The 18,803-nt window shown below is 63.6% G+C and carries 13 protein-coding genes; 7 read left to right on the forward strand and 6 right to left on the reverse strand.

Going from position 1 to position 18,803, the window contains the following annotated elements:
• Positions 1-6: 6 nt before the first annotated feature.
• Positions 7-390 carry a tautomerase family protein gene (locus tag BLW71_RS28485; protein WP_091804777.1) on the reverse strand — a complete coding sequence of 128 codons (384 nt, stop codon included), beginning with the start codon at positions 388-390 and terminating at the stop codon, positions 7-9.
• A 104-nt stretch (positions 391-494) separates the two neighbouring features.
• Here BLW71_RS28485 and BLW71_RS28490 point away from each other — a divergent pair, with 104 nt between their 5' ends.
• Positions 495-1,346: a LysR family transcriptional regulator gene (locus BLW71_RS28490; protein ID WP_091804780.1), complete on the forward strand. Its 852-nt coding sequence runs from the start codon at positions 495-497 to the stop codon at positions 1,344-1,346.
• 134 nt (positions 1,347-1,480) lie between these two features.
• Here BLW71_RS28490 and BLW71_RS28495 read toward each other — a convergent pair whose 3' ends face one another.
• Positions 1,481-2,164, reverse strand: a complete 684-nt coding sequence (locus tag BLW71_RS28495) for a hypothetical protein (protein WP_091804783.1) — start codon at positions 2,162-2,164, stop codon at positions 1,481-1,483.
• Between the two features lie 112 nt (positions 2,165-2,276).
• Between BLW71_RS28495 and BLW71_RS28500 the strand changes: the two genes are divergently transcribed.
• Both BLW71_RS28500 and BLW71_RS28505 read left to right on the forward strand, forming a co-directional pair.
• The gene (locus tag BLW71_RS28500; protein WP_177205133.1) at positions 2,277-2,714 is read left to right on the forward strand and encodes an MbcA/ParS/Xre antitoxin family protein; all 438 of its coding nucleotides are present in this window, start codon (positions 2,277-2,279) and stop codon (positions 2,712-2,714) included.
• Positions 2,711-3,412 (forward strand): RES family NAD+ phosphorylase, encoded by a 702-nt coding sequence (locus tag BLW71_RS28505; RefSeq protein ID WP_091804788.1) that lies wholly within the window; start codon positions 2,711-2,713, stop codon positions 3,410-3,412. Before BLW71_RS28500 ends, BLW71_RS28505 begins: the two co-directional genes overlap by 4 nt.
• Before the next feature lie 41 nt (positions 3,413-3,453).
• Here BLW71_RS28505 and BLW71_RS28510 read toward each other — a convergent pair whose 3' ends face one another.
• The 4 genes from BLW71_RS28510 to BLW71_RS28525 form a co-directional block, all read right to left on the reverse strand.
• Positions 3,454-4,191, reverse strand: a complete 738-nt coding sequence (locus BLW71_RS28510; RefSeq protein ID WP_177205134.1) for a metallophosphoesterase — start codon at positions 4,189-4,191, stop codon at positions 3,454-3,456.
• A gap of 145 nt (positions 4,192-4,336) precedes the next feature.
• On the reverse strand, positions 4,337-5,761 hold the full coding sequence (locus tag BLW71_RS28515) for a cytochrome c (RefSeq protein ID WP_091804795.1): 1,425 nt from the start codon (positions 5,759-5,761) through the stop codon (positions 4,337-4,339).
• A 19-nt stretch (positions 5,762-5,780) separates the two neighbouring features.
• On the reverse strand, positions 5,781-7,382 hold the full coding sequence (locus BLW71_RS28520) for a GMC family oxidoreductase (protein ID WP_091804799.1): 1,602 nt from the start codon (positions 7,380-7,382) through the stop codon (positions 5,781-5,783).
• A gap of 156 nt (positions 7,383-7,538) precedes the next feature.
• Entirely contained in the window at positions 7,539-8,132 is a 594-nt protein-coding gene (locus tag BLW71_RS28525) for a sugar dehydrogenase complex small subunit (protein ID WP_091804803.1), read from the reverse strand.
• Positions 8,133-8,492: 360 nt separating this feature from the next.
• Here BLW71_RS28525 and BLW71_RS28530 point away from each other — a divergent pair, with 360 nt between their 5' ends.
• From BLW71_RS28530 to glgB, 4 genes are all read left to right on the forward strand, one after another.
• Positions 8,493-9,155: a DUF1345 domain-containing protein gene (locus tag BLW71_RS28530; protein ID WP_091804808.1), complete on the forward strand. Its 663-nt coding sequence runs from the start codon at positions 8,493-8,495 to the stop codon at positions 9,153-9,155.
• A gap of 467 nt (positions 9,156-9,622) precedes the next feature.
• Positions 9,623-13,075 carry a maltotransferase domain-containing protein gene (locus tag BLW71_RS28535; protein WP_091804811.1) on the forward strand — a complete coding sequence of 1,151 codons (3,453 nt, stop codon included), beginning with the start codon at positions 9,623-9,625 and terminating at the stop codon, positions 13,073-13,075.
• Positions 13,072-16,536, forward strand: coding sequence for a maltose alpha-D-glucosyltransferase (treS, locus tag BLW71_RS28540; RefSeq protein ID WP_091804814.1), 3,465 nt, complete (start codon positions 13,072-13,074; stop codon positions 16,534-16,536). Before BLW71_RS28535 ends, treS begins: the two co-directional genes overlap by 4 nt.
• On the forward strand, positions 16,529-18,739 hold the full coding sequence (gene glgB / locus BLW71_RS28545) for a 1,4-alpha-glucan branching protein GlgB (RefSeq protein WP_091804817.1): 2,211 nt from the start codon (positions 16,529-16,531) through the stop codon (positions 18,737-18,739). Before treS ends, glgB begins: the two co-directional genes overlap by 8 nt.
• The last annotated feature ends 64 nt before the right edge of the window (positions 18,740-18,803 follow it).

Genomic DNA, 18,803 nt, shown 5'->3' on the forward strand with positions numbered 1-18,803 from the left:
TGGCGCTCACAGCGCGTACTGCGCAATCCCATTGCCGAACGACCAGTTTTCCTTCAGCACCTCGACGAGATTGATCAACACATCCTCTCGTCGCAGCCCCGGCGATTCCGCCAATTCGTCCGCCATCCGCTTGTATAGCGCCCGCTTCTGCTCGAGCGTGCGCGTGTTGTTCAGCGTGATCTGAATCATCACGAGATCGTCGCTTCGCTCCACGTTCAAATACTGGTTGTCATACACAAAGTTGCCGGCCTCGTGCTCGGTGATCAGCATGAAGATGTCGTCCTTCGGCACGTTGAACGTCGCCACCAGCGCACGTTGGATGCTATCGGTCAGCGCCTTCCGGTATTCGACGGGCTTGCCGGCGCGTAAAGCGATTCGTGTGAGCGGCATGATGAACCTCCTTCCCTGGTTGTGGTGATGCGGTAAGGACAGCTTAGGCGCGCTCAGTCATAATAAACAGACATCAATGGCGATTTCATCTATATTCATTTGAAATGAAAGTTCTCGATCTCGATGCGGTCCGGGCATTCGTCCTGGTCGCCGATCTGCACAGCTTCACGCGTGCCGCGGACGCGCTCGACACGACGCAATCGGCCGTCAGCCTGAAGCTCAAACGGCTGGAGGCGCATCTGGGCAAGCAATTGCTGGAGCGCACGCCGCGCGTCGTGCGTCTTTCCGCGGACGGCAACGCGTTCCTCGGCGCCGCGCGCGACTTGCTCAACGCGCATGAACGCGCGCTGGGGTCGCTGTCGGTCGAGCGTCGGCGGCTCGCGTTGGGGCTCAGCGAGCACGTGGCGGGACCGGACTTGCCGCTTCTGCTCGGCAGGCTCAATGCGCACGATCCGGGTCTGGTAATCGAATTGCATCTGGGCACGTCTTCCGCGCTGCTTGCGCAATTCGACGAACGCCGCCTCGACGCGGTAATCATCCGCTATGGCGCCGACGAACCGCCGCGCGACGACGCGCAAGTGCTATTCAGCGAACCGCTCGCCTGGCTCGCCACGCCGGCGTGGTTACCGCGAGTCGGCGAACCGTTGGCGCTGGCGCTGCTGAGTCCGCCGTGCAACGTGCGCGACGTGGCGCTGCGCACGCTCACGCAGGCTGGTATCGGGTGGCAGGAGGTGTTCGTCGGCGGTGGCGTGGCGGCCGTCGGCGCGGCGGTGGCGGCAGGTCTGGCGGTGTCGCCGCTGGCGCGCCGCGTGGCGCCGCGCGGTCTGATCGATGTCGGCCAACGGTTGGGCTTGCCCCAACTGCCGGAATCGCGCGTTACGCTGCATTCGCGGGTCAGGGACGCGCGGTCATTGGAAACATTGCGGTTGGTGACGAATGGGTTGGCGACACAATGACGAAGCGCCTCGTCACGTTGATCCACAAATGAAGGTCGACGCCTTTCTTTTAACCCAGAAAAATCCTCGTCCGCGGCATAAAGGCGGAGGTCGACCAGCCAGCCGAAGCGCGAACGCGCGCTCCGGTTTCGAGATCAGTGAATGATCGGCGGCAGCGAGCCGCTGCTGGCGGTAGCGGGATTGCTCGTTGCGCTCGCCGGATTGGCGCCAATGTTTGCGGATGGCGCCGTATTGACGGATGACGACGCCGAATTCACCGGGGACGCAGCCGGTTTTATCGCGCCAGGTTTCGCCGCAACCTTGACCTTCTGCGGATGCGTCGAACGGCTCGCGACCAGATTGGCGTGCATGACCTTGCCGTGTCCCGGCTTCGCCTGAACGACTTGCGCGTGCGGCTTTTTACGCTGCGTCACGACCGCCGCTTTCGCTTGGGTCTTGTTCGCGCCTGCTGCCTGGGTTCCGCTCTTCGTGGCGCCCTTGGCCGACACCTTGTTAACGCTGCCATGCGCCGACGGTTTACCGCCGTGTCCCGACGCTGATGCAACGTGCGGCGCGGCATGCTTGGTGCCCGCCACACGCTTCGGAGCAGACCTTGCGGCGGACTTTGAAGCCGACTTTGAAGCCGACTTCGAAGCGCCTTTCGAGCCAACGCCAGACTGCCCGTTGGCGGCTGCCCCCGTCTTTGTCCCAGCGTGCTTCGTGACATGCCCGCTCTGTTCGGACGGGTTCCACACTTCCGTATAACCCGCGGCCATGACCGGTCCTGACATACACCACACGGCGAACGCCGCTCCCACTGCTACTGCTCGAACGCCCATCTCCTGCCTCTCCTGATCTTCGACTTTATAACGAGCCTGGATTATATTCTCTTGCAAAAATCCACATTTAGACTAAGATTAATTTCAAGTACACATTAGGACTTTTCCACTCATGGCTCACGCTGCTCGTGCCACCCAACCTGAAGAGCCGATTCGCCGGCCGCCTTCAGCACCCACGCTAACGGAAATGTCCGCGGCAGGGCTGCGCGCGTTCTTCAACATCGCCCGCGACTGGGACTTGAGCGCGGAAGAGCAGATCGTGCTGCTAGGCTCGCCGGGCCGCTCGACTTATTTCAAATGGAAGGCGGCGCCTGAAACGGCCCGCCTCGGGCGCGACACGCTCGAACGCCTGTCGCTGCTGCTCGGTATCTATAAGGCGCTGCAAATCCTGCTGCCGCAAGCCAGCATCGCCGACACCTGGATCAAACGTCCCAACAGCGCGCCACCGTTCGGCGGCCGCCGCGCGCTGGACCGCATGCTGGCGGGCAACATTAGCGACCTCGTGGCCGTGCGCCAGTATCTCGACGCAATGCGAGGCGGCTGGGCGTGACACAACCGCATTGGCAGGACCGCTGGCGTACCGCGCCGCTCGATTGGTCGCCCGCGTATCGCGTGATTCCGACGCGCTTTCCGGCCGTCAATCTGTTCGACCGGGTCGCCTCGCCGGAAGATTTCGACGCGCTCTACGCGCTCGAAGCCATGACCAACGACCGTCTGCGCACCGAAGTCGGCGAACTCGATCTGGTGCCGCGCGAAGAGCGTCGCTTCGGACCGGGCTATGGGCCGATCATGGCCGCGCTGACCCATTTGAACCCGCTCGGCAGCCGCTTCTCTGACGGCACCTATGGCGTGTTTTATTGCGCCCGTTCACGCGCCACCGCGATCGCGGAAACGCGCTATCACACGGGGAAATTTCTGGAAGCAACGGCCGAACCGCCCATGCGCCAGCAGATGCGCCTCTATACCGTCGTCGCGCTAGGCAACGTGGTGGACATTCGCGCCGACAAGTCGGTGGATCTCGCGGTGCTGTCGCCGGATGATTATCTGGCCGGACAATCCCTCGGCCGGGCGGTCCGCGAGGCGGGTGCGCCGGGTATCGTGTATCCGTCGGTGCGCGACGACGAAGGCGAATGCCTCGCCGCGTTCAAAACCACGCTCCTGCGCGACTGTCATCACGCGGCGTATCTGGAATACAACTGGAACGGCAACGAGGTGGATATGGTTTTCGAACTCAACCAGGTGGGCTAGGTTGCCAAACCCGCGCGCGGGCCCAAGCCGTCAAGGCAGAGTCAAGGTAGCGCCAGCGCTGCCGCCCCTTCCGCGCGCGCCTCTTCGACCGAGATCGACCAGCGCCGCAGCGCCAGCGGCTCCACGATCGTGAGCTTGCCTTCCGGGCCGAACGCGCCAGTGTCGATAAACACCTGCGAGCCGACCTGCTTGATGTCACGCATCGGCGTGTGGCCGCAGTAGGTCAGCGAGAGACCGCGCTGCCGCTGCGGATCGCCATTGCCCAATGCCAGCTCGCGTCCCCACAGCAATTGCTGGCGGGTTTCGGCGGAGAAATTCCCCGCATCGAGCTCGGCATCCGTGCCGAAGAATTCCCCATGCAGCACGTTGAAGCGCTCCTTGCCACTGCCGATCACGCGCGCAAGCGGCAACCCGCGCAGGATTTCGGCGTAGTGTTGCAGGCGTTCGTCGGAAAGTTGCGCCGCCCATAGGCCGCCGATTCCATACCACGACTGACGCCGCAAGCGTCCATCGGCGACGGCGCATAGCATGTCTTCATGGTTGCCGAGCACGGCGAAAAACCACGGCTTGTCGAGCAGAGCCAAAGCGAGTTCGGAATGCTCGCCGCGATCCACCAGATCGCCGACCGAAAAGAGCCGGTCGCGCGCCGGGTCGAACGTAATCACGCGCAGCAGATAGCGCAATGCATCGACGCAGCCATGCAGGTCGCCGACCACGAAGTCGCGACCGCTCCGGTTGGCCGGGTGATGTTCAACGGAATTGACGAGTACGGAAGCCATGGGTCCATGATAATGCGGCATCCGCGACGTGTATGCGCGCTGCCCATCGTATCCTGGCGCCGCAGCGAGCTGAAACGACGCAAATCGACGCAAAACTGGCATATTTCCGGCAGCCCTTACCGGAAATACACACCTAACGCGGTCACTATTGCTGAGTGCGCAGTTTGGCCACCTGATCGACCGTCACGGTCGATTGTGGATTGCCGAACTGTCTGGTCACGTAGTTCGTAATGGCGGCCACCTGATCGTCGCTGAGCTGGGTGCCGAATGCCGGCATCAACACGTCCGCCTGTTTCGTCGTACGACTGACGCCGCGCAGGATCACCAGCGCCAGATTGTTGGCGTCGCTCGCGCCCACCGCCGAGTTATGGATCAGCGACGGATACGCCCCGGGCGCGCTCGCGCCCACACCCTGACCCGTCCAGCTATGGCAGCTCGCGCAGTTCGCGACGAACAATTGCGCGCCGTTCACGGCATGAATGGCAGTGCCGCGCAGTGCCGTCACGTCGTCGGCGGGATTGCCCCACTGGTCGCGCGGGCGCGATTCGCCACCGTTGATCGGCGGCACGGCGCGCAGATACGCGACGATCGAGCCGAGATCTTCGCGCGTCAGATATTGCGTGCTGTCGGCCACCACTTCGGCCATTGGGCCGGCCGCGTTGGCACGGCCCGGCGCCGCGCCGGTCGATAGATACGACACCAGCTCGTCGTCGCTCCAGTTGCCCACGCCGCTCGTCTTGTCAGACGTGATGTTGTACGCGTGCCAGCCGGCCTGCACGGCACCCGAAAGACGTGAGCTCGACTTCAAACCCTGCGTGAAGTTACGCGGCGTATGGCATTCCTCGCAATGGGCGAGTCCTTGCACCAGGTAAGCGCCGCGATTCCATTGCGCGCTTTGCTTCGGATCGGGAACGAAGCGGCCTTCGGTGAAATTGAACAGATTCCAGAACACCATCAACCAGCGCTGATTGAATGGGAATGTCAGGCTGTTGCCCGGCGGCGAATAGTGGATTGGCGTGAGCGTATTCAGATACGCGCGAATGGCCAGCACGTCCTGATCCGTGACCTTGGTGTACTCCGCGTACGGAAAGGCCGGATACAAGCGCTGGCCACTTCTACCAATGCCCTCATGCATGGCGCGCAGAAAATCGGCGTCGCTCCATTGGCCGATGCCGGTGTCCGGATCGGGCGTGATGTTCGGCGTCACGATCGTGCCGAACGGCGTGTTGATCGGCAGCCCACCCGCGAACGGCCGCGCTTTGTCCGCCGTGTGGCAGGCCGCGCAATCGCCGGCGCGCGCGAGGTACTCGCCGCGCTTGACCAGATTGCCGCCGGCCACCTCAGCCGAGATGGCCTCGCCATTGGCCGACCGCGAGGCGTCGTCCGCGCGGGCCTGCGTAATAGGCAACTCGTCGTTGCGCTGCACCTTGGGGCCGTGCGCCTCATGCCAGGCGACATAGAGCGCGAACAGCGAAAAGATCGCTGCGAGCGTCGCGACCCTGAAGTGACGGCGCCGGGCGTTTCGCACAAGCGCATCGACCGGCTGCACGCGAGACGTGTTCTTCTTCATTGTGGTGCTCCGTTCAGGCTCAGATTTCACGCTTGAGCTTGTCGGCCAGTTTCAGCGACAAGGCCGCGATCGTCAGCGTGCAATTCACCGATGCCGCGCTCGGCATCACGCCGCTGCTGGCAATGAACAGATTGGAGTGATCGTGCGTACGGCAGTCCGCATCCACGACCGAATCCGCCGGATCGCTGCCCATGATCGTCGTGCCCATGATGTGATTGTTGGGTGCGAAGGTGTCGTCGAACGAGACCTCGGCGCCGCCGAACAGCGCGGCGATCTGCCCGTACAGTTCGTGCGTATTGGCCGCGCTTTTCTTCACGTAGTCGTTGATCGAGTAGTAGATCTCCGGCTGCGGAATGCCGAGCGAATCCTTGTGATCCGCCGAAGGCAACACGCGGTTCTGCGGCTCCGCCAGATGCTCATGGAAGCTGTTGATATTCAGCGTGCGCGACGCACGGTCGCGAATCTGCCGGTCGAGCTCGGCGCCGGTAAGGCCCTGCTTCAGCAGTGCGGCGGTCACGGCCATGGTCGGCACGCCATTCGACAGATGCAGTTTCTTCGCCGCGTAATCGGAGCGGAACGCGCCGTCGCGGAAGTTCACGATCGAGGTCATTTCCATCGGCCCGCGTCCGGGCCACAGCGGTTCATTGGCAAGAAACGTGACGCCCGTGCCCGGATGATCCATCAGGTTGCGGCCCACCTGATCGGAACTGTTGCCCACGCCGTGCGGGAATTTATCGGAAGTGGACATCAGCATCAGCTTTGGCGTTTCGATGCCGTTCGCGGCGAGCACGAACAGCTTGCCGGTCACGCGCGTGCTGTTGCCGTTCGGGTCCTTGTAGTGAACCGCTGTAATCAGCCCTTTGTTGTCCGCTTCGACGCGGTACACCACCGCCTCGGGAACCAGCCTCGCACCGGCCTGTTCGGCCTTCTCCGCATGCGCCACGCCGTTGTACATCGCGGCGATCGGGCAGATCGGCATGCAGTTGTTGTTGCCGCAACAAGTGGGTCGCGCATCGTAAGGACGGCTGTTGCGCGCCACCGGCTCGGGCACGACCTTGAAGCCGTGCGCATTGAGCACGTCGCTAAAGCGCTGATCCATGTAAGAGAGTGGAAGCTGGCTCATCGGATACGGCTTCGAGCGCGGCGAACCGAGATCGATCGAATTGTCGGGACCCGACACGCCGAGTTGTACCTCCGCCGCCGAATACCACGGCTCCAACGTTTCATAGGGATAGGGCCAGTCGCGCCCCACGCCGTACAGCTTGCACAACTGGAAGTCCGACGGCAACAGCCGCCATGCCGCGGCCGCCCAGTGCCAGGTCGTGCCGCCCACCAGCCGGAGATACTGCGAGCTGTACGGATAGTCGCCCTTCTGGATCAGATAATGGTTGGCGGGGGCGTACTCGGGATGCGGTGCGTAAGGCGTCGACGGATAAGGCGTCGCGAAGTCGGACTTGACCGGCGAATTACGGAAGTTCTCGACGATCTGCCAGCGCGGAATGCGCGGCCCGGCTTCGAGCAGAATCACCGACGCGCCGGCCAGCGCCATCTGATGCGCAACCAGTCCGCCTGCCACGCCCGAACCGACCACGACGATATCGGCAGAGTTTGCGTTTGCCATTGTTGCCCTCTCTCTTCTTTTGTGTCGACCCGAGTTCGCTTGAACGCGTCACGCGGATCCCGTGCAGAGCACTTATGCTGGCTTGCTGTACGCGCGTGCCCGAGCTGCGTCGAACGATTCGATCGAACGTTGCGGCACACGCAAGAGAAACGACGTTCAGGCACTCACCGGTTTCTTTGTCCAATAGAACGGCACGTCGCGGCAATAAGACGGAATCGTCAGCACGTCCTTCACGGGCTCGAACATCAGCGCCTTTTCATAAGCGACCACTTCCACATGCGGCGTGTCGCCCACGAGGCCGAGATACCACGCGCGCATGATCGCGCCGACGGATTTCGCGAGCGCGGGCTGATCGGCCTGCAAGGCTTGTGTGACGGTATCTGATGGCACGCCGCCGTGGCCCTGCAGCCACGTGTTGAGCGCGGCGACGTTCTGGTCGAAATGATTGTCGGATTTGGCCAGGGCGTCATAGACGCGTTTGCCGAGCGTGGCGTCGAAGCCGGTGCGGCCTGTGAGGCGCTGCGAGAGCGCGAGGAAGGCATCGAGCCCGCCGCCTGCGGGCGCATCGGCCCATGCCGGGGCGATCCATGAAAGTGAGCGGCCGGCGCCGGCAAATGCGAACGCCGCGGCCGCGGCGCATGCACCGAGCACCCACGCTCTACGCGACGCTGAAAACGAAGCTGATGACGACAAGCCTGCGGGATGCGTCACTTCGTGGTGCGCATCATTATTCTCGGGAACATCTGTCATGGGGACTCCAGATGGTGAGTCGTTCTCAACTTGCCACACGGCCCCGGCGGTCTGCCGTTCGCGCGTGGCGTCGATCTTCTACCCCAAACCTGGCCTGAAGCCGCTTAAGCGGTCTTTCCTGTTAGCCCGCACGAACCCCAATGCGAGCCGAGATACGTTGTGCTGATGACATCCGTATGAAACCGTGCGCACTGCATGGCATGAACGGGCAAAAAACTGCCGCCTGCCAATCGCCTTTCAATTGAAAGCGGCACGCAAGCGCGTTGCGAAAGACTATAGCCTGTGTCCCGCCCATTCGACAAATACAGGTCGAAGCCCGGGTAGAATCCGCGAAACCAAGAGTCCTTCACACGCCATTCCATGCTGACAAAATATCTTCCACAAGTTCTTCGCAATCGGCCACGCATGCTGGTCGGCCTTGCGCTCGGCATCATCGCGGCGCTGGCCGTGCCGGCGCACACGCGCCCGATGGTTCGCGTGCTGGTCGGCTGGGACGCCGCCATCTGGAGTTATCTGGCGATGATCTGGGTCTACATGGCCCTTGCCGACGAAGGCGGCGTACGCGAATCCGCCCGTCGCGACGACGAGAACGCGGGCGTCGTGCTCATGGTGATCTGCTTGGCGACCATTGCGAGTATTGCGGCCATCGTGCTGGAATTGGCGTCGGCAAAGGGAACAGCGGGCGCTTCCACGGTCTGGCACTACGCGCTGACCGGACTGACGATGTTCGGCGCCTGGTTCCTGATCCCGACCATCTTCACCCAGCACTACGCGCGCCTTTACTACGACCCGGATGCCCCGGAGACGCCGCTGCAGTTTCCCGACAAGGCGCTTCACCCGGATTACTGGGACTTCCTGTATTTGTCGTTCACGATCGCCGTGGCCTCGCAGACGTCGGACGTGATGCTGCGTTCGCGTTCGGTTCGCCGCGCCGCCCTCGCACAATCGGTCCTGTCGTTTTACTTCAACGTCGCTGTGTTCGGGTTGTGCGTGAATATCGCAGCGGGCCTGCTCGGCTCGTGAACCTGCTGGCACGAGCGCGCCCTCGCGCCGCCCCTGCAGCATAGAACTCCGCCTTTTGCGGGCAATCGCGCCGCCCCTCACCCTTCGCGTGTAAATCCCGGGCGCCACCCGCCCGTTTTACACGCGGCAGCCGTTCGCGGCCTCGCGCCAATGCCTCGCGTCTGCCGCCGCATCTTCCGGCCAGGCCCACTGCGGGACGCTCGGCCCTCCCGTCCTTCGCTGCGCCCGAGCCGCACTGGCACAGCGTTTGCTGCGTCTTCCGAATCGATCTGGCCAGCCCGTGCAATCGACGCCTGGCGTCAAAGCACCCCTTACTGGCCAGCGGCGTGACGATCTTTGCACTACATTGACCAGTACGCGCCCTCGCTTCTTGCATCGCGCGGTATCCGGCTCTGGAAGCCCAATGAGCGCTGTGATCGCATGCCAATTGCATCCACACCGCAGCAGGACGAATCTGGAAACGATCGATGGAATCTCCAAACGGGTACGCGCCGCGGATTTACTTTTTTCATTCACTTCTGGTTGGGCCGCTCGATGCATGGCCTGCGCAGTTCGCGCATGCAGCCGCGCTGGGCTTCGATCACGCGCTGATCGGCAGCCTTTTCGAGCCCGGACAAGCCGGCCACGGACAGGTGGTCGGCAACCATGACCGTCTTCATCCGGTATTCGAGGCCCGGCAGCCCGCCGCCGAGGCAATTCGCACGCTCGCCAGCGGCGCCGGGCAGAACGGGCTGACCTTGCTGGTCGATCTGGTGATCGACCGGATGGCCGCCGATGGCGCGCTTTACGCCGAACATGCCGACTGGTTCCACGCATTGGAGTCTGAAGAGGCGCGGCTCGACCCGCGCCATGTGCATCGCGAGGACAACGTCGCCTATGCCAACTTCAATGACGCCGGCAGCAGCGCCGCGCTGGTCGAATGGTGGACCCGGCAGTTGCTGGCGCTCGCCGACGCCGGCGTGGGCGGCTTCCGATTTGATTCGCCGCACCGCGTACCGAGCGCCGTCTGGCGGCAGTTGGTCGACGCGGTTCGCGCGAAGCATCCCGAGGTGCGCTTTCTCGCCGCCACACCCGGCCTTGCTCGCGCCGATCTGCCCGGCCTCGACGGCGCCGGCTTCGACAGCGTGTTCTCGTCGGTGCGCTGGTGGGACTTCCGCTCCAGCTGGATGGTCGAAGAACACGCTGCGCTCGCGCGCCTTGGCACACCGATCGCGTTTCCGGAAGCGCCTTATGGCACCCGCCTCGCCGCCGAGTTAAGCGATGCTCACGACGCCGCCATCGTCGAGCGGGCTTACCGGCGCGCGCTGTACACGTCGGTTTCGATCGGCACGGGCTGGATGATGCCGATGGGCTTCGAATACGGCATCACCGAGCCCATGTCGCAAACGCGTGGCGATGCTTCGCAGTTCGCCCTCGCTGTTCAGGCCAAACCATTCGATCTCTCGAAACACGTCACGCACGCGAACCACATTGCGCGCGATACGAATACGCTGCACGCCAACGGCGAATTGCGCCCGCTGAGCGGGCCCGGCGCACCTGCAGCGGTCTTGTTGCGCGCCGACCAACGCGACCTACGCGATGCCGACGAGGCCATCCTGATCGCGATCAATCCCGACCTCGGCGCGCCGGTGCGCGTCGATCCTGCGCGCTTCCTCGCGGGCGTGCCGGGCAACTTCACGCGCTTCGTGCCGCTCGACGCCTCCGCCAGCGCTTCGCCCGCCACGCTCACGCCGTTCGCGCTCGCACCCGGCGCGGTTCGCCTGTTTCGCGCCATCACGGAGAAACCGATCCGTCTCGCGCCGCCCATCGACAAAGCGAATAGCAAGCGTAGCGGCCGCAAGACCGTCGTCGAAGCGATCAACGCGCCGCGCGTGGCGATCGAAAGCGTAACGCCTTCGGTCGATAACGGCCGCTTTGCGGCCAAGCGAACCGTGGGCGAACGCGCCGAAATCACCGCCGCGATTTTCGCCGAAGGTCACGACAAGATTGCCGCCGCCGTGATCTGGCGCGCCGCCGACGAAACTGCGTGGCATGAAGTGCTGATGACGCCGGCTCAACCCGCCGGGCTCGACATCTGGAAAGCGCGCATTCCGCTCGACCGCATGGGCCGCCACGAGTTCACCGTGATCGCGTGGCGCGACGACTTCGCTTCGCTGGTCGAACATATTCAGAAGAAGCTGAAGGCGGGGCAAACCGTCGAACTCGAACTCGACGAAGCCGCGCATCTGTTCGCGCTCGTGCTTGCCGAAGTGGAAACCTCGGAAGGCGCGCTTACCGCGCCGCTCGAACATATCGTCAAGGAGTTCACCAAAGCCGACGCTGAAACGAAGCTCGCGCTGCTGCTCGCGCCGACCACGGCGAGGGCGATGACCGCTGCGCGCCACCGGCCGTTCCTGAGCCGCGATCCGGTCATCTACAAGATCGACGCAGACCGCACCGCGGCGCGCTTCGCGAGTTGGTACGAGATCTTCCCGCGCTCGATGAGCGACGACGAATCGCGCCACGGCACCTTCGCCGACGTGACGAAGAAACTGCCGCGCATTCGCGACATGGGCTTCGACGTGCTGTATTTCCCGCCGATCCACCCGATTGGCGTGGCCAATCGCAAAGGCCGTAACAACACGCTGACCGCGCAGCCCGGCGATGTCGGCAGCCCGTATGCGATAGGTGGAGTCGAAGGCGGCCACACCGCCGTGCATCCGCAGTTGGGCACGCTCGACGACTTCAAGGCGATGCTCGCCGCCGCGCATGAGCACGGCCTTGAAATCGCGCTCGACTTCGCAGTGCAGTGCTCGCCGGATCACCCGTGGCTCAAGGAGCATCCAACGTGGTTCGCGTGGCGCCCCGACGGCACGCTGCGCTACGCGGAAAATCCGCCGAAGAAGTATCAGGACATCGTCAACCCCGACTTCTATGCGCACGACGCCAAGCCGGATTTATGGCTCGCGCTGCGCGACGTGTTCCTGTTCTGGATCGAAGCGGGCGTGCATATCTTCCGCATCGACAACCCTCACACCAAACCGCTGCCGTTCTGGGAATGGGTGATCGGCGATGTGCGCGCGCGCTATCCGGACACCATCTTCCTTGCCGAAGCGTTCACACGGCCGCGCATGATGAACCGGCTCGGCAAGATCGGCTTCTCGCAGTCGTACACGTACTTCACGTGGCGGGAATCGAAGCGCGATTTCATCGAGTACATGACCGAACTCACGCAAACCGGCGCGCGTGATTCGTACCGGCCGAACTTCTTTGTCAATACGCCGGATATCAACCCGAGGCATCTGCAATCGCAAGGCCGCACGGGGTTTCTGATTCGCGCCGCGCTCGCCTCGACGCTGGCCGGTTTGTGGGGCGTGTATAGCGGTTTCGAGTTGTGCGAAGCCGCTGCTCTGCCGAACAGCGAGGAATATCTCGACTCCGAGAAGTACCAGCTACGCGCGCGGGACTGGAACCGGCCCGGCAACATCGTTCCCGAGATCACTGCGCTGAACCGGATTCGCCGCGCGAACCCGGCATTGCAAACGCATCTCGGCCTGACATTCCTGCCCGCGCATAACGACAACGTTTTGTTCTTCGAGAAGGCCACCGAATCACGCGACAACGTGATTCTCGTCGCGATCAATCTCGACCCGTTCAACGAACAGGGCGCGGATATCGAATTGTCGTGGGAGACTTTCCAGAAATGGAATCTGCACGATCATGGCCCGCTGGAAGTCACCGACCAGATGACCGGCGCGCGCTTCGAATGGCACGGCCGCTGGCAGCACGTGCAGCTCGGGTCGGGCCAGCCGTTCTCGATCTGGCGCATCGCGCCGCTCGGCGGCCTGCCCGCCGAACGGCCGGATGAAGCCGACAGCGACTCCGACAGCGTTCATCACGCAGACGCTGGCAACCCAACCCCAACGGAAGGTGCGACATGAAGCGTGACGATCCAGCTCAAACCACCACACAGTCACCCGTGGGCAATGCCCCTGGCAACACGGCCAAGCCGCGCACGAATCGGCGCGGCAAACCTGCGGCGTTGAGCGACGATCCGCTCTGGTACAAAGACGCGATCATCTATCAGGTACACATCAAGTCGTTCTTCGACGCGAATAACGACGGCGTCGGCGACTTCCCCGGCCTGATTGCGAAGCTCGATTACATTGCCGAACTCGGCGTGAATGCAATCTGGCTGCTGCCGTTCTATCCGTCGCCACGGCGCGACGATGGCTACGACATCGCCGATTACCGCAATGTGCACCCCGATTACGGCAACCTGGCCGATGTGAAGCGCTTCATTCAGGAAGCGCATGCGCGCGGCATTCGCGTGATCACCGAGCTGGTGATCAACCACACGTCGGACCAGCACCCGTGGTTTCAGCGCGCGCGCCGCGCGAAGCCGGGTTCGAACCATCGCAACTATTACGTATGGTCGAATACCGATCAGAAGTACCAGGAAACGCGGATCATCTTCATCGACTCGGAGCCGTCCAACTGGACACACGATCCGGTGGCGGGCGCGTATTACTGGCACCGTTTCTACTCGCATCAGCCCGATCTGAATTTCGACAATCCGGCCGTGCTGAAGGAGGTGCTGCAGGTCATGCGCTTCTGGCTCGATATGGGCATTGACGGGTTGCGGCTGGACGCAGTGCCGTATCTGGTCGAACGTGAAGGCACGAACAACGAGAACCTGCCGGAAACGCACGCGGTGCTCAAAAAGATCCGCGCCACCATCGACGCCGAGTATCCGAACCGGATGCTGCTCGCCGAAGCCAACCAGTGGCCGGAAGACGTGAAGGAATATTTCGGCGACGAAGACGAATGCCACATGGCGTTCCACTTCCCGCTGATGCCGCGCATCTACATGTCGATTGCGAGCGAAGACCGTTTCCCGATCACCGACATCATGCGGCAAACGCCGGACCTTGCCGCCACGAACCAGTGGGCGATTTTCCTGCGCAATCACGACGAACTGACGCTGGAAATGGTCACGGATTCCGAGCGCGACTATTTGTGGAATACCTACGCGAGCGATCGCCGCGCGCGGCTGAATCTCGGCATTCGCCGCCGGCTCGCGCCGCTGATGGAGCGCGACCGCCGCCGCATCGAGCTGATCAATTCGCTGCTGCTTTCCATGCCCGGCACACCCGTGATCTATTACGGCGACGAACTCGGCATGGGCGACAACATCCACCTCGGCGACCGCGACGGCGTGCGTACGCCAATGCAGTGGTCGTCGGATCGCAACGGCGGTTTCTCGCGCGCCGACCCTGAGCAACTGGTGCTGCCGCCGGTCATGGGCTCGCTGTACGGTTTCGACGCGGTCAACGTGGAAGCGCAAAGCCGCGACCCGCATTCGCTGCTGAACTGGACCCGGCGCATGCTCGCCACGCGCCGCGCGAAACAGACTTTCGGGCGCGGCACGATCCGTTTCCTGAAGCCGGAAAACCGCAAGATTCTCGCGTATCTGCGTGAGATGCCGGGTGAGCCGCCCATTCTGTGCGTGGCGAATCTGTCGCGCGCGCCGCAAGCGGTCGAACTCGATCTGTCCGAGTTCAACGGTTCGGTGCCGATCGAAATGACCGCGGATTCCGTGTTCCCGGCGATCGGCCAGTTGACCTATCTGCTGACGTTCCCCCCGTATGGCTTCCTGTGGTTCATGCTGTGCCCCGGCGGCCAGCGTCCGACGTGGGCTCAGGCGCATTCGGAACCGCTGCCGGAATTCGTCACGATCGTGATTCGCGAAGGCCAGGTTGGCCCGACGCCGGAGAATGTGCGCCTGCTCGAATCGGAAGTGTTGCCGTCGTGGCTGAGCCGGCGCCGCTGGTTTGCGTCGAAGGATCAGAAGATGCATGCCGTGCGGCTGGCGGCATTGACCACGATCCCGAACGGCGGCTTCGCCTTCACCGAGATCGAAGCGGACGTGGGCAATCACACCGAGCGCTACGTCGTGCCGATCGCGATCACATGGGGCGGCGAAACGACTTTCCCGCTGTTCATGCAGTTGGCGCTTGCGCGCGTGCGGCGAGGCCGCAATGTCGGGCATCTGACGGACGCGTTTGCGTTGCCGATCTTCGCGCATGGCGTGATGCGCAAGCTGCGCGAGCGCGCCGTCGTGCCGACCGTGCAGAAGAGCGAGATCAGGTTCCTGCCGACCGAACGTTTCGCCGAACTCGAAGGACTGGGCGAGCGACCGGAGATTCGGTGGCTCGCGGCGGAGCAAAGCAACAGTTCGCTGATCATCGCCGATGCTGCCGTGCTGAAACTGGTGCGCCGTCTCGTCAGCGGCGTCCATCCCGAAGCGGAGATCAGCCGCTACCTGACGCAATTGGGCTACGCGAACACCGCGCCGCTGTATGGCGAAGTGGTGCGCGTCGATCCGGAAGGCGTGCCGCACACGCTCTGTATTCTGCAAGGCTTCATCGACAATCAGGGCGACGCCTGGAACTGGTCGCTCGACTATCTGCGCCGCTCGGTGGACGAACTCGCCATCGCCGTCGATACCGAAGCGCAGTCGGCGCCGGACCGTGCCAATGAATCGATCCTGATGGAAGGCTACAGCGCGTTGGCCGGCATTATCGGCAGGCGGCTCGGCGAACTGCACGTGGCGCTTGCTTCGCCGACGGACGACCCGGCGTTCGCGCCGGAACCGGCCAGCGCGGAGCAGGTGAAGGCATGGATCGACGGCACGCAGGCAATGCTCGCCAGCGCGCTGGATCTGCTCGCGCCGCGCATCGAGCAGATGAGCGATCCCGAAACCAAGGCGCTGGCGCAAAGCCTGATCGACCGCCGCGCTGCGCTGGTTTCCGCCATCGGTTCGCTCGTTTCCGCCAACGCGGGCGCGCTGCGCATTCGCATTCACGGCGACTTCCATCTCGGCCAGGTGCTGGTCGCGCAGGGCGATGCCTATCTGATCGACTTCGAAGGCGAGCCGGCACGCACGCTCGAAGAGCGTCGTCAGAAGTCGAGCCCGCTACGCGACGTGGCCGGTCTGCTGCGCTCGCTGTCGTATGCGAGCGCAGCGGCGCAATCCACCACGGAAGCCGCGCCGCAACAGACCGCCGACCGCAAGCGGGCGTTGTTCGAACGTTTCCGCATGCATGCCGCCGAAACGTTCCTCAGCGAGTACCGCACGGCCGCCGCCGAGGCGCCGACGCCGCTCGTCGCGCCCGAAGCCGAACAGGCCTTGCTCGATCTGTTCCTGATCGAAAAGGCCGCCTACGAAATCCGTTACGAAGCGGCCAACCGCCCGACGTGGCTCAGCTTGCCCGTGCGCGGCCTCGCCGCGCTCACCAGCCGCCTGCTCGGCGATACTGGCACGCAGGCACACGATTCCTCAACCCAGGCGCCAGGCGCCGCCACACCGCCTAATCCGGCCGAGGGCGACTATGAGTGAGCATGATCCGGCCGCGGGCCTCCAACCGCTCGATATCGACGCGCTCGTCGAAGCGCGCCACCCCGATCCTTTCTCGCAGCTCGGGTTGCATCACACGGACGCGGGTCCGGTGGTGCGCGCGCTGTTGCCCAACGCCGCGCACGTCAGCGTAATTTCGCGCGCCGATGGCGCGCTGCTCGGCGAGCTCGAACAGCTACGGCCAGGGCTCTTTGCCGGCCGCGTCACGTCCGCGGCGCCGTACCGTTTGCGGATCGACTGGCATGGCGTGGTGCAGGAAATCGAGGACACGTATTCGTTCGGTCCCGTTCTCGGCGACGAGCCGCTGGGGCGCCTCGCCAGCGGTGATCCCTATGCGGTGCTCGAATGCCTCGGCGCCCGTCCGATGGAAGTGGACGGCGTGCCGGGTGTGCGCTTCGCAGTATGGGCGCCGAATGCGCGGCGCGCCTCGGTGGTGGGCGACTTCAATGCATGGGACGGCCGCCGGCATCCAATGCGGCTGCGGCACCAGGCCGGCGTGTGGGAATTGTTCGTGCCGCGTGTCGGTCCTGGTACGCGCTACAAATACGAACTGCTGTCGCGCGATGGGCACCCGCTGCCTCTCAAGGCCGACCCGTGCGCGATGCAAACGGAGAAGCCGCCGGGCACCGCTTCCGTCGTGGCGCACGTCGACGAGGTCGAGCAGTTTCCGTGGACCGACCACGAGTGGATTCAATCGCGCGCCGACAAGCAGACTCCGCGCTCGCCGATTTCGATCTACGAAGTACACGCCGAATCCTGGCTGCGCGTCGCGGAAGAAGGTCAGCGCGGACTCGATTGGGACGAACTCGCGGAGCGGATGATTCCGTACGTGAAAAGCATGGGCTTCACGCACGTGGAGTTCATGCCGATTGCCGAGCATCCGTTCGGCGGATCGTGGGGTTATCAGCCGCTCGGGCAATTCGCGCCGTCCGCGCGCTTCGGCAAACCCGAGCAATTCGCGCGCTTCGTCGACAAGGCGCACGAAGCCGGACTCGGCGTGATTCTCGACTGGGTGCCCGCGCATTTTCCGAACGACGCGCATGGTCTCGTCGATTTCGACGGCACGCCGCTCTACGAGCACGCCGACCCGCGCGAAGGCTATCACCAGGACTGGAACACGATGATCTACAACCTCGGCCGCAACGAGGTGAGCGCCTTCCTGATCGCCTCCGGGCTCGCGTGGCTCAAGCGCTATCACGTCGACGGTTTGCGCGTCGATGCGGTGGCGTCGATGCTGTACCGCGACTATTCGCGCGCCGCTGATCAGTGGGTGCCGAACATTTACGGCGGCCGCGAGAACCTCGAATCGATTGCGTTCCTGAAGCGCCTGAATCACGAAGTCGGCTATGTGCCGGGCGTGCCGGGTGCGATCACGATCGCCGAGGAATCGACTGCATGGCCTGGCGTGACGGCGCGTGTCGAAGACGGCGGCCTCGGTTTCCAGTTCAAGTGGAACATGGGCTGGATGCACGACACGCTGCACTACATGGAAGAAGACCCGGTCTACCGCCAATACCATCACCACAACATGACGTTCGGGATGGTGTACGCGTATTCGGAGCGCTTCGTGTTGCCGCTGTCACACGACGAAGTGGTGCACGGCAAAGGCTCATTGCTCGGCAAGATGCCGGGCGACAGGTGGCAGAAGTTCGCCAACCTGCGCGCGTATTTCGGTTTCATGTGGACGCATCCGGGCAAGAAGCTGCTGTTCATGGGCGGCGAATTCGGCCAGATGGCGGAATTCGACCACGATACGTCGCCGCATTGGCATCTGCTCGACGATGCGAACCACCACGGCCTGCAGAAGCTGGTGCGCGACCTGAACCGTCTGTATAGCGACGAACCCGCGTTGTATCTGCTCGACTGCGAACCCGGCGGCTTCGAATGGCTGATCGGCGACGACAGCGGCAACAGCGTCTTCGCCTATCGCCGCACCGATGGCGCCGGCCGCGAACTCGTCGTAGTCTGCAACATGACGCCGGTGCCGCGAGTCGGTTACCGGATCGGCATGCCGCGCGCCGGGCGCTGGACAGAAGTGCTCAATACGGACGCCGGCGTGTACGGCGGCTCGAATATGGGCAACGGCGGACTGATCCACACCGATCCGCAATCGAGCCACGGCTGGCCGCATTCCGCCGCACTGACGCTGCCGCCGCTCGCGACGATCGTATTGCGCGCGGATTGACGCAGGTGCTGTAAGGCGAGCGCGCGGCGTGCGACATTTCGCGCCGCGCGCTCGTTGCATGAAG

The organism is Burkholderia sp. WP9 (assembly GCF_900104795.1).
Classification (GTDB): domain Bacteria; phylum Pseudomonadota; class Gammaproteobacteria; order Burkholderiales; family Burkholderiaceae; genus Paraburkholderia.

Coding starts and splice junctions, on each gene's coding strand:
- BLW71_RS28485 (WP_091804777.1), bottom strand. CDS start 390: ATGCCGCTCACACGAATCGCTTTACGCGCCGGCAAGCCCGTCGAATAC.
- BLW71_RS28490 (WP_091804780.1), top strand. CDS start 495: ATGAAAGTTCTCGATCTCGATGCGGTCCGGGCATTCGTCCTGGTCGCC.
- BLW71_RS28495 (WP_091804783.1), bottom strand. CDS start 2,164: ATGGGCGTTCGAGCAGTAGCAGTGGGAGCGGCGTTCGCCGTGTGGTGT.
- BLW71_RS28500 (WP_177205133.1), top strand. CDS start 2,277: ATGGCTCACGCTGCTCGTGCCACCCAACCTGAAGAGCCGATTCGCCGG.
- BLW71_RS28510 (WP_177205134.1), bottom strand. CDS start 4,191: ATGGCTTCCGTACTCGTCAATTCCGTTGAACATCACCCGGCCAACCGG.
- BLW71_RS28515 (WP_091804795.1), bottom strand. CDS start 5,761: ATGAAGAAGAACACGTCTCGCGTGCAGCCGGTCGATGCGCTTGTGCGA.
- BLW71_RS28520 (WP_091804799.1), bottom strand. CDS start 7,382: ATGGCAAACGCAAACTCTGCCGATATCGTCGTGGTCGGTTCGGGCGTG.
- BLW71_RS28525 (WP_091804803.1), bottom strand. CDS start 8,132: ATGACAGATGTTCCCGAGAATAATGATGCGCACCACGAAGTGACGCAT.
- BLW71_RS28530 (WP_091804808.1), top strand. CDS start 8,493: ATGCTGACAAAATATCTTCCACAAGTTCTTCGCAATCGGCCACGCATG.
- BLW71_RS28535 (WP_091804811.1), top strand. CDS start 9,623: ATGGAATCTCCAAACGGGTACGCGCCGCGGATTTACTTTTTTCATTCA.
- treS (WP_091804814.1), top strand. CDS start 13,072: ATGAAGCGTGACGATCCAGCTCAAACCACCACACAGTCACCCGTGGGC.
- glgB (WP_091804817.1), top strand. CDS start 16,529: ATGAGTGAGCATGATCCGGCCGCGGGCCTCCAACCGCTCGATATCGAC.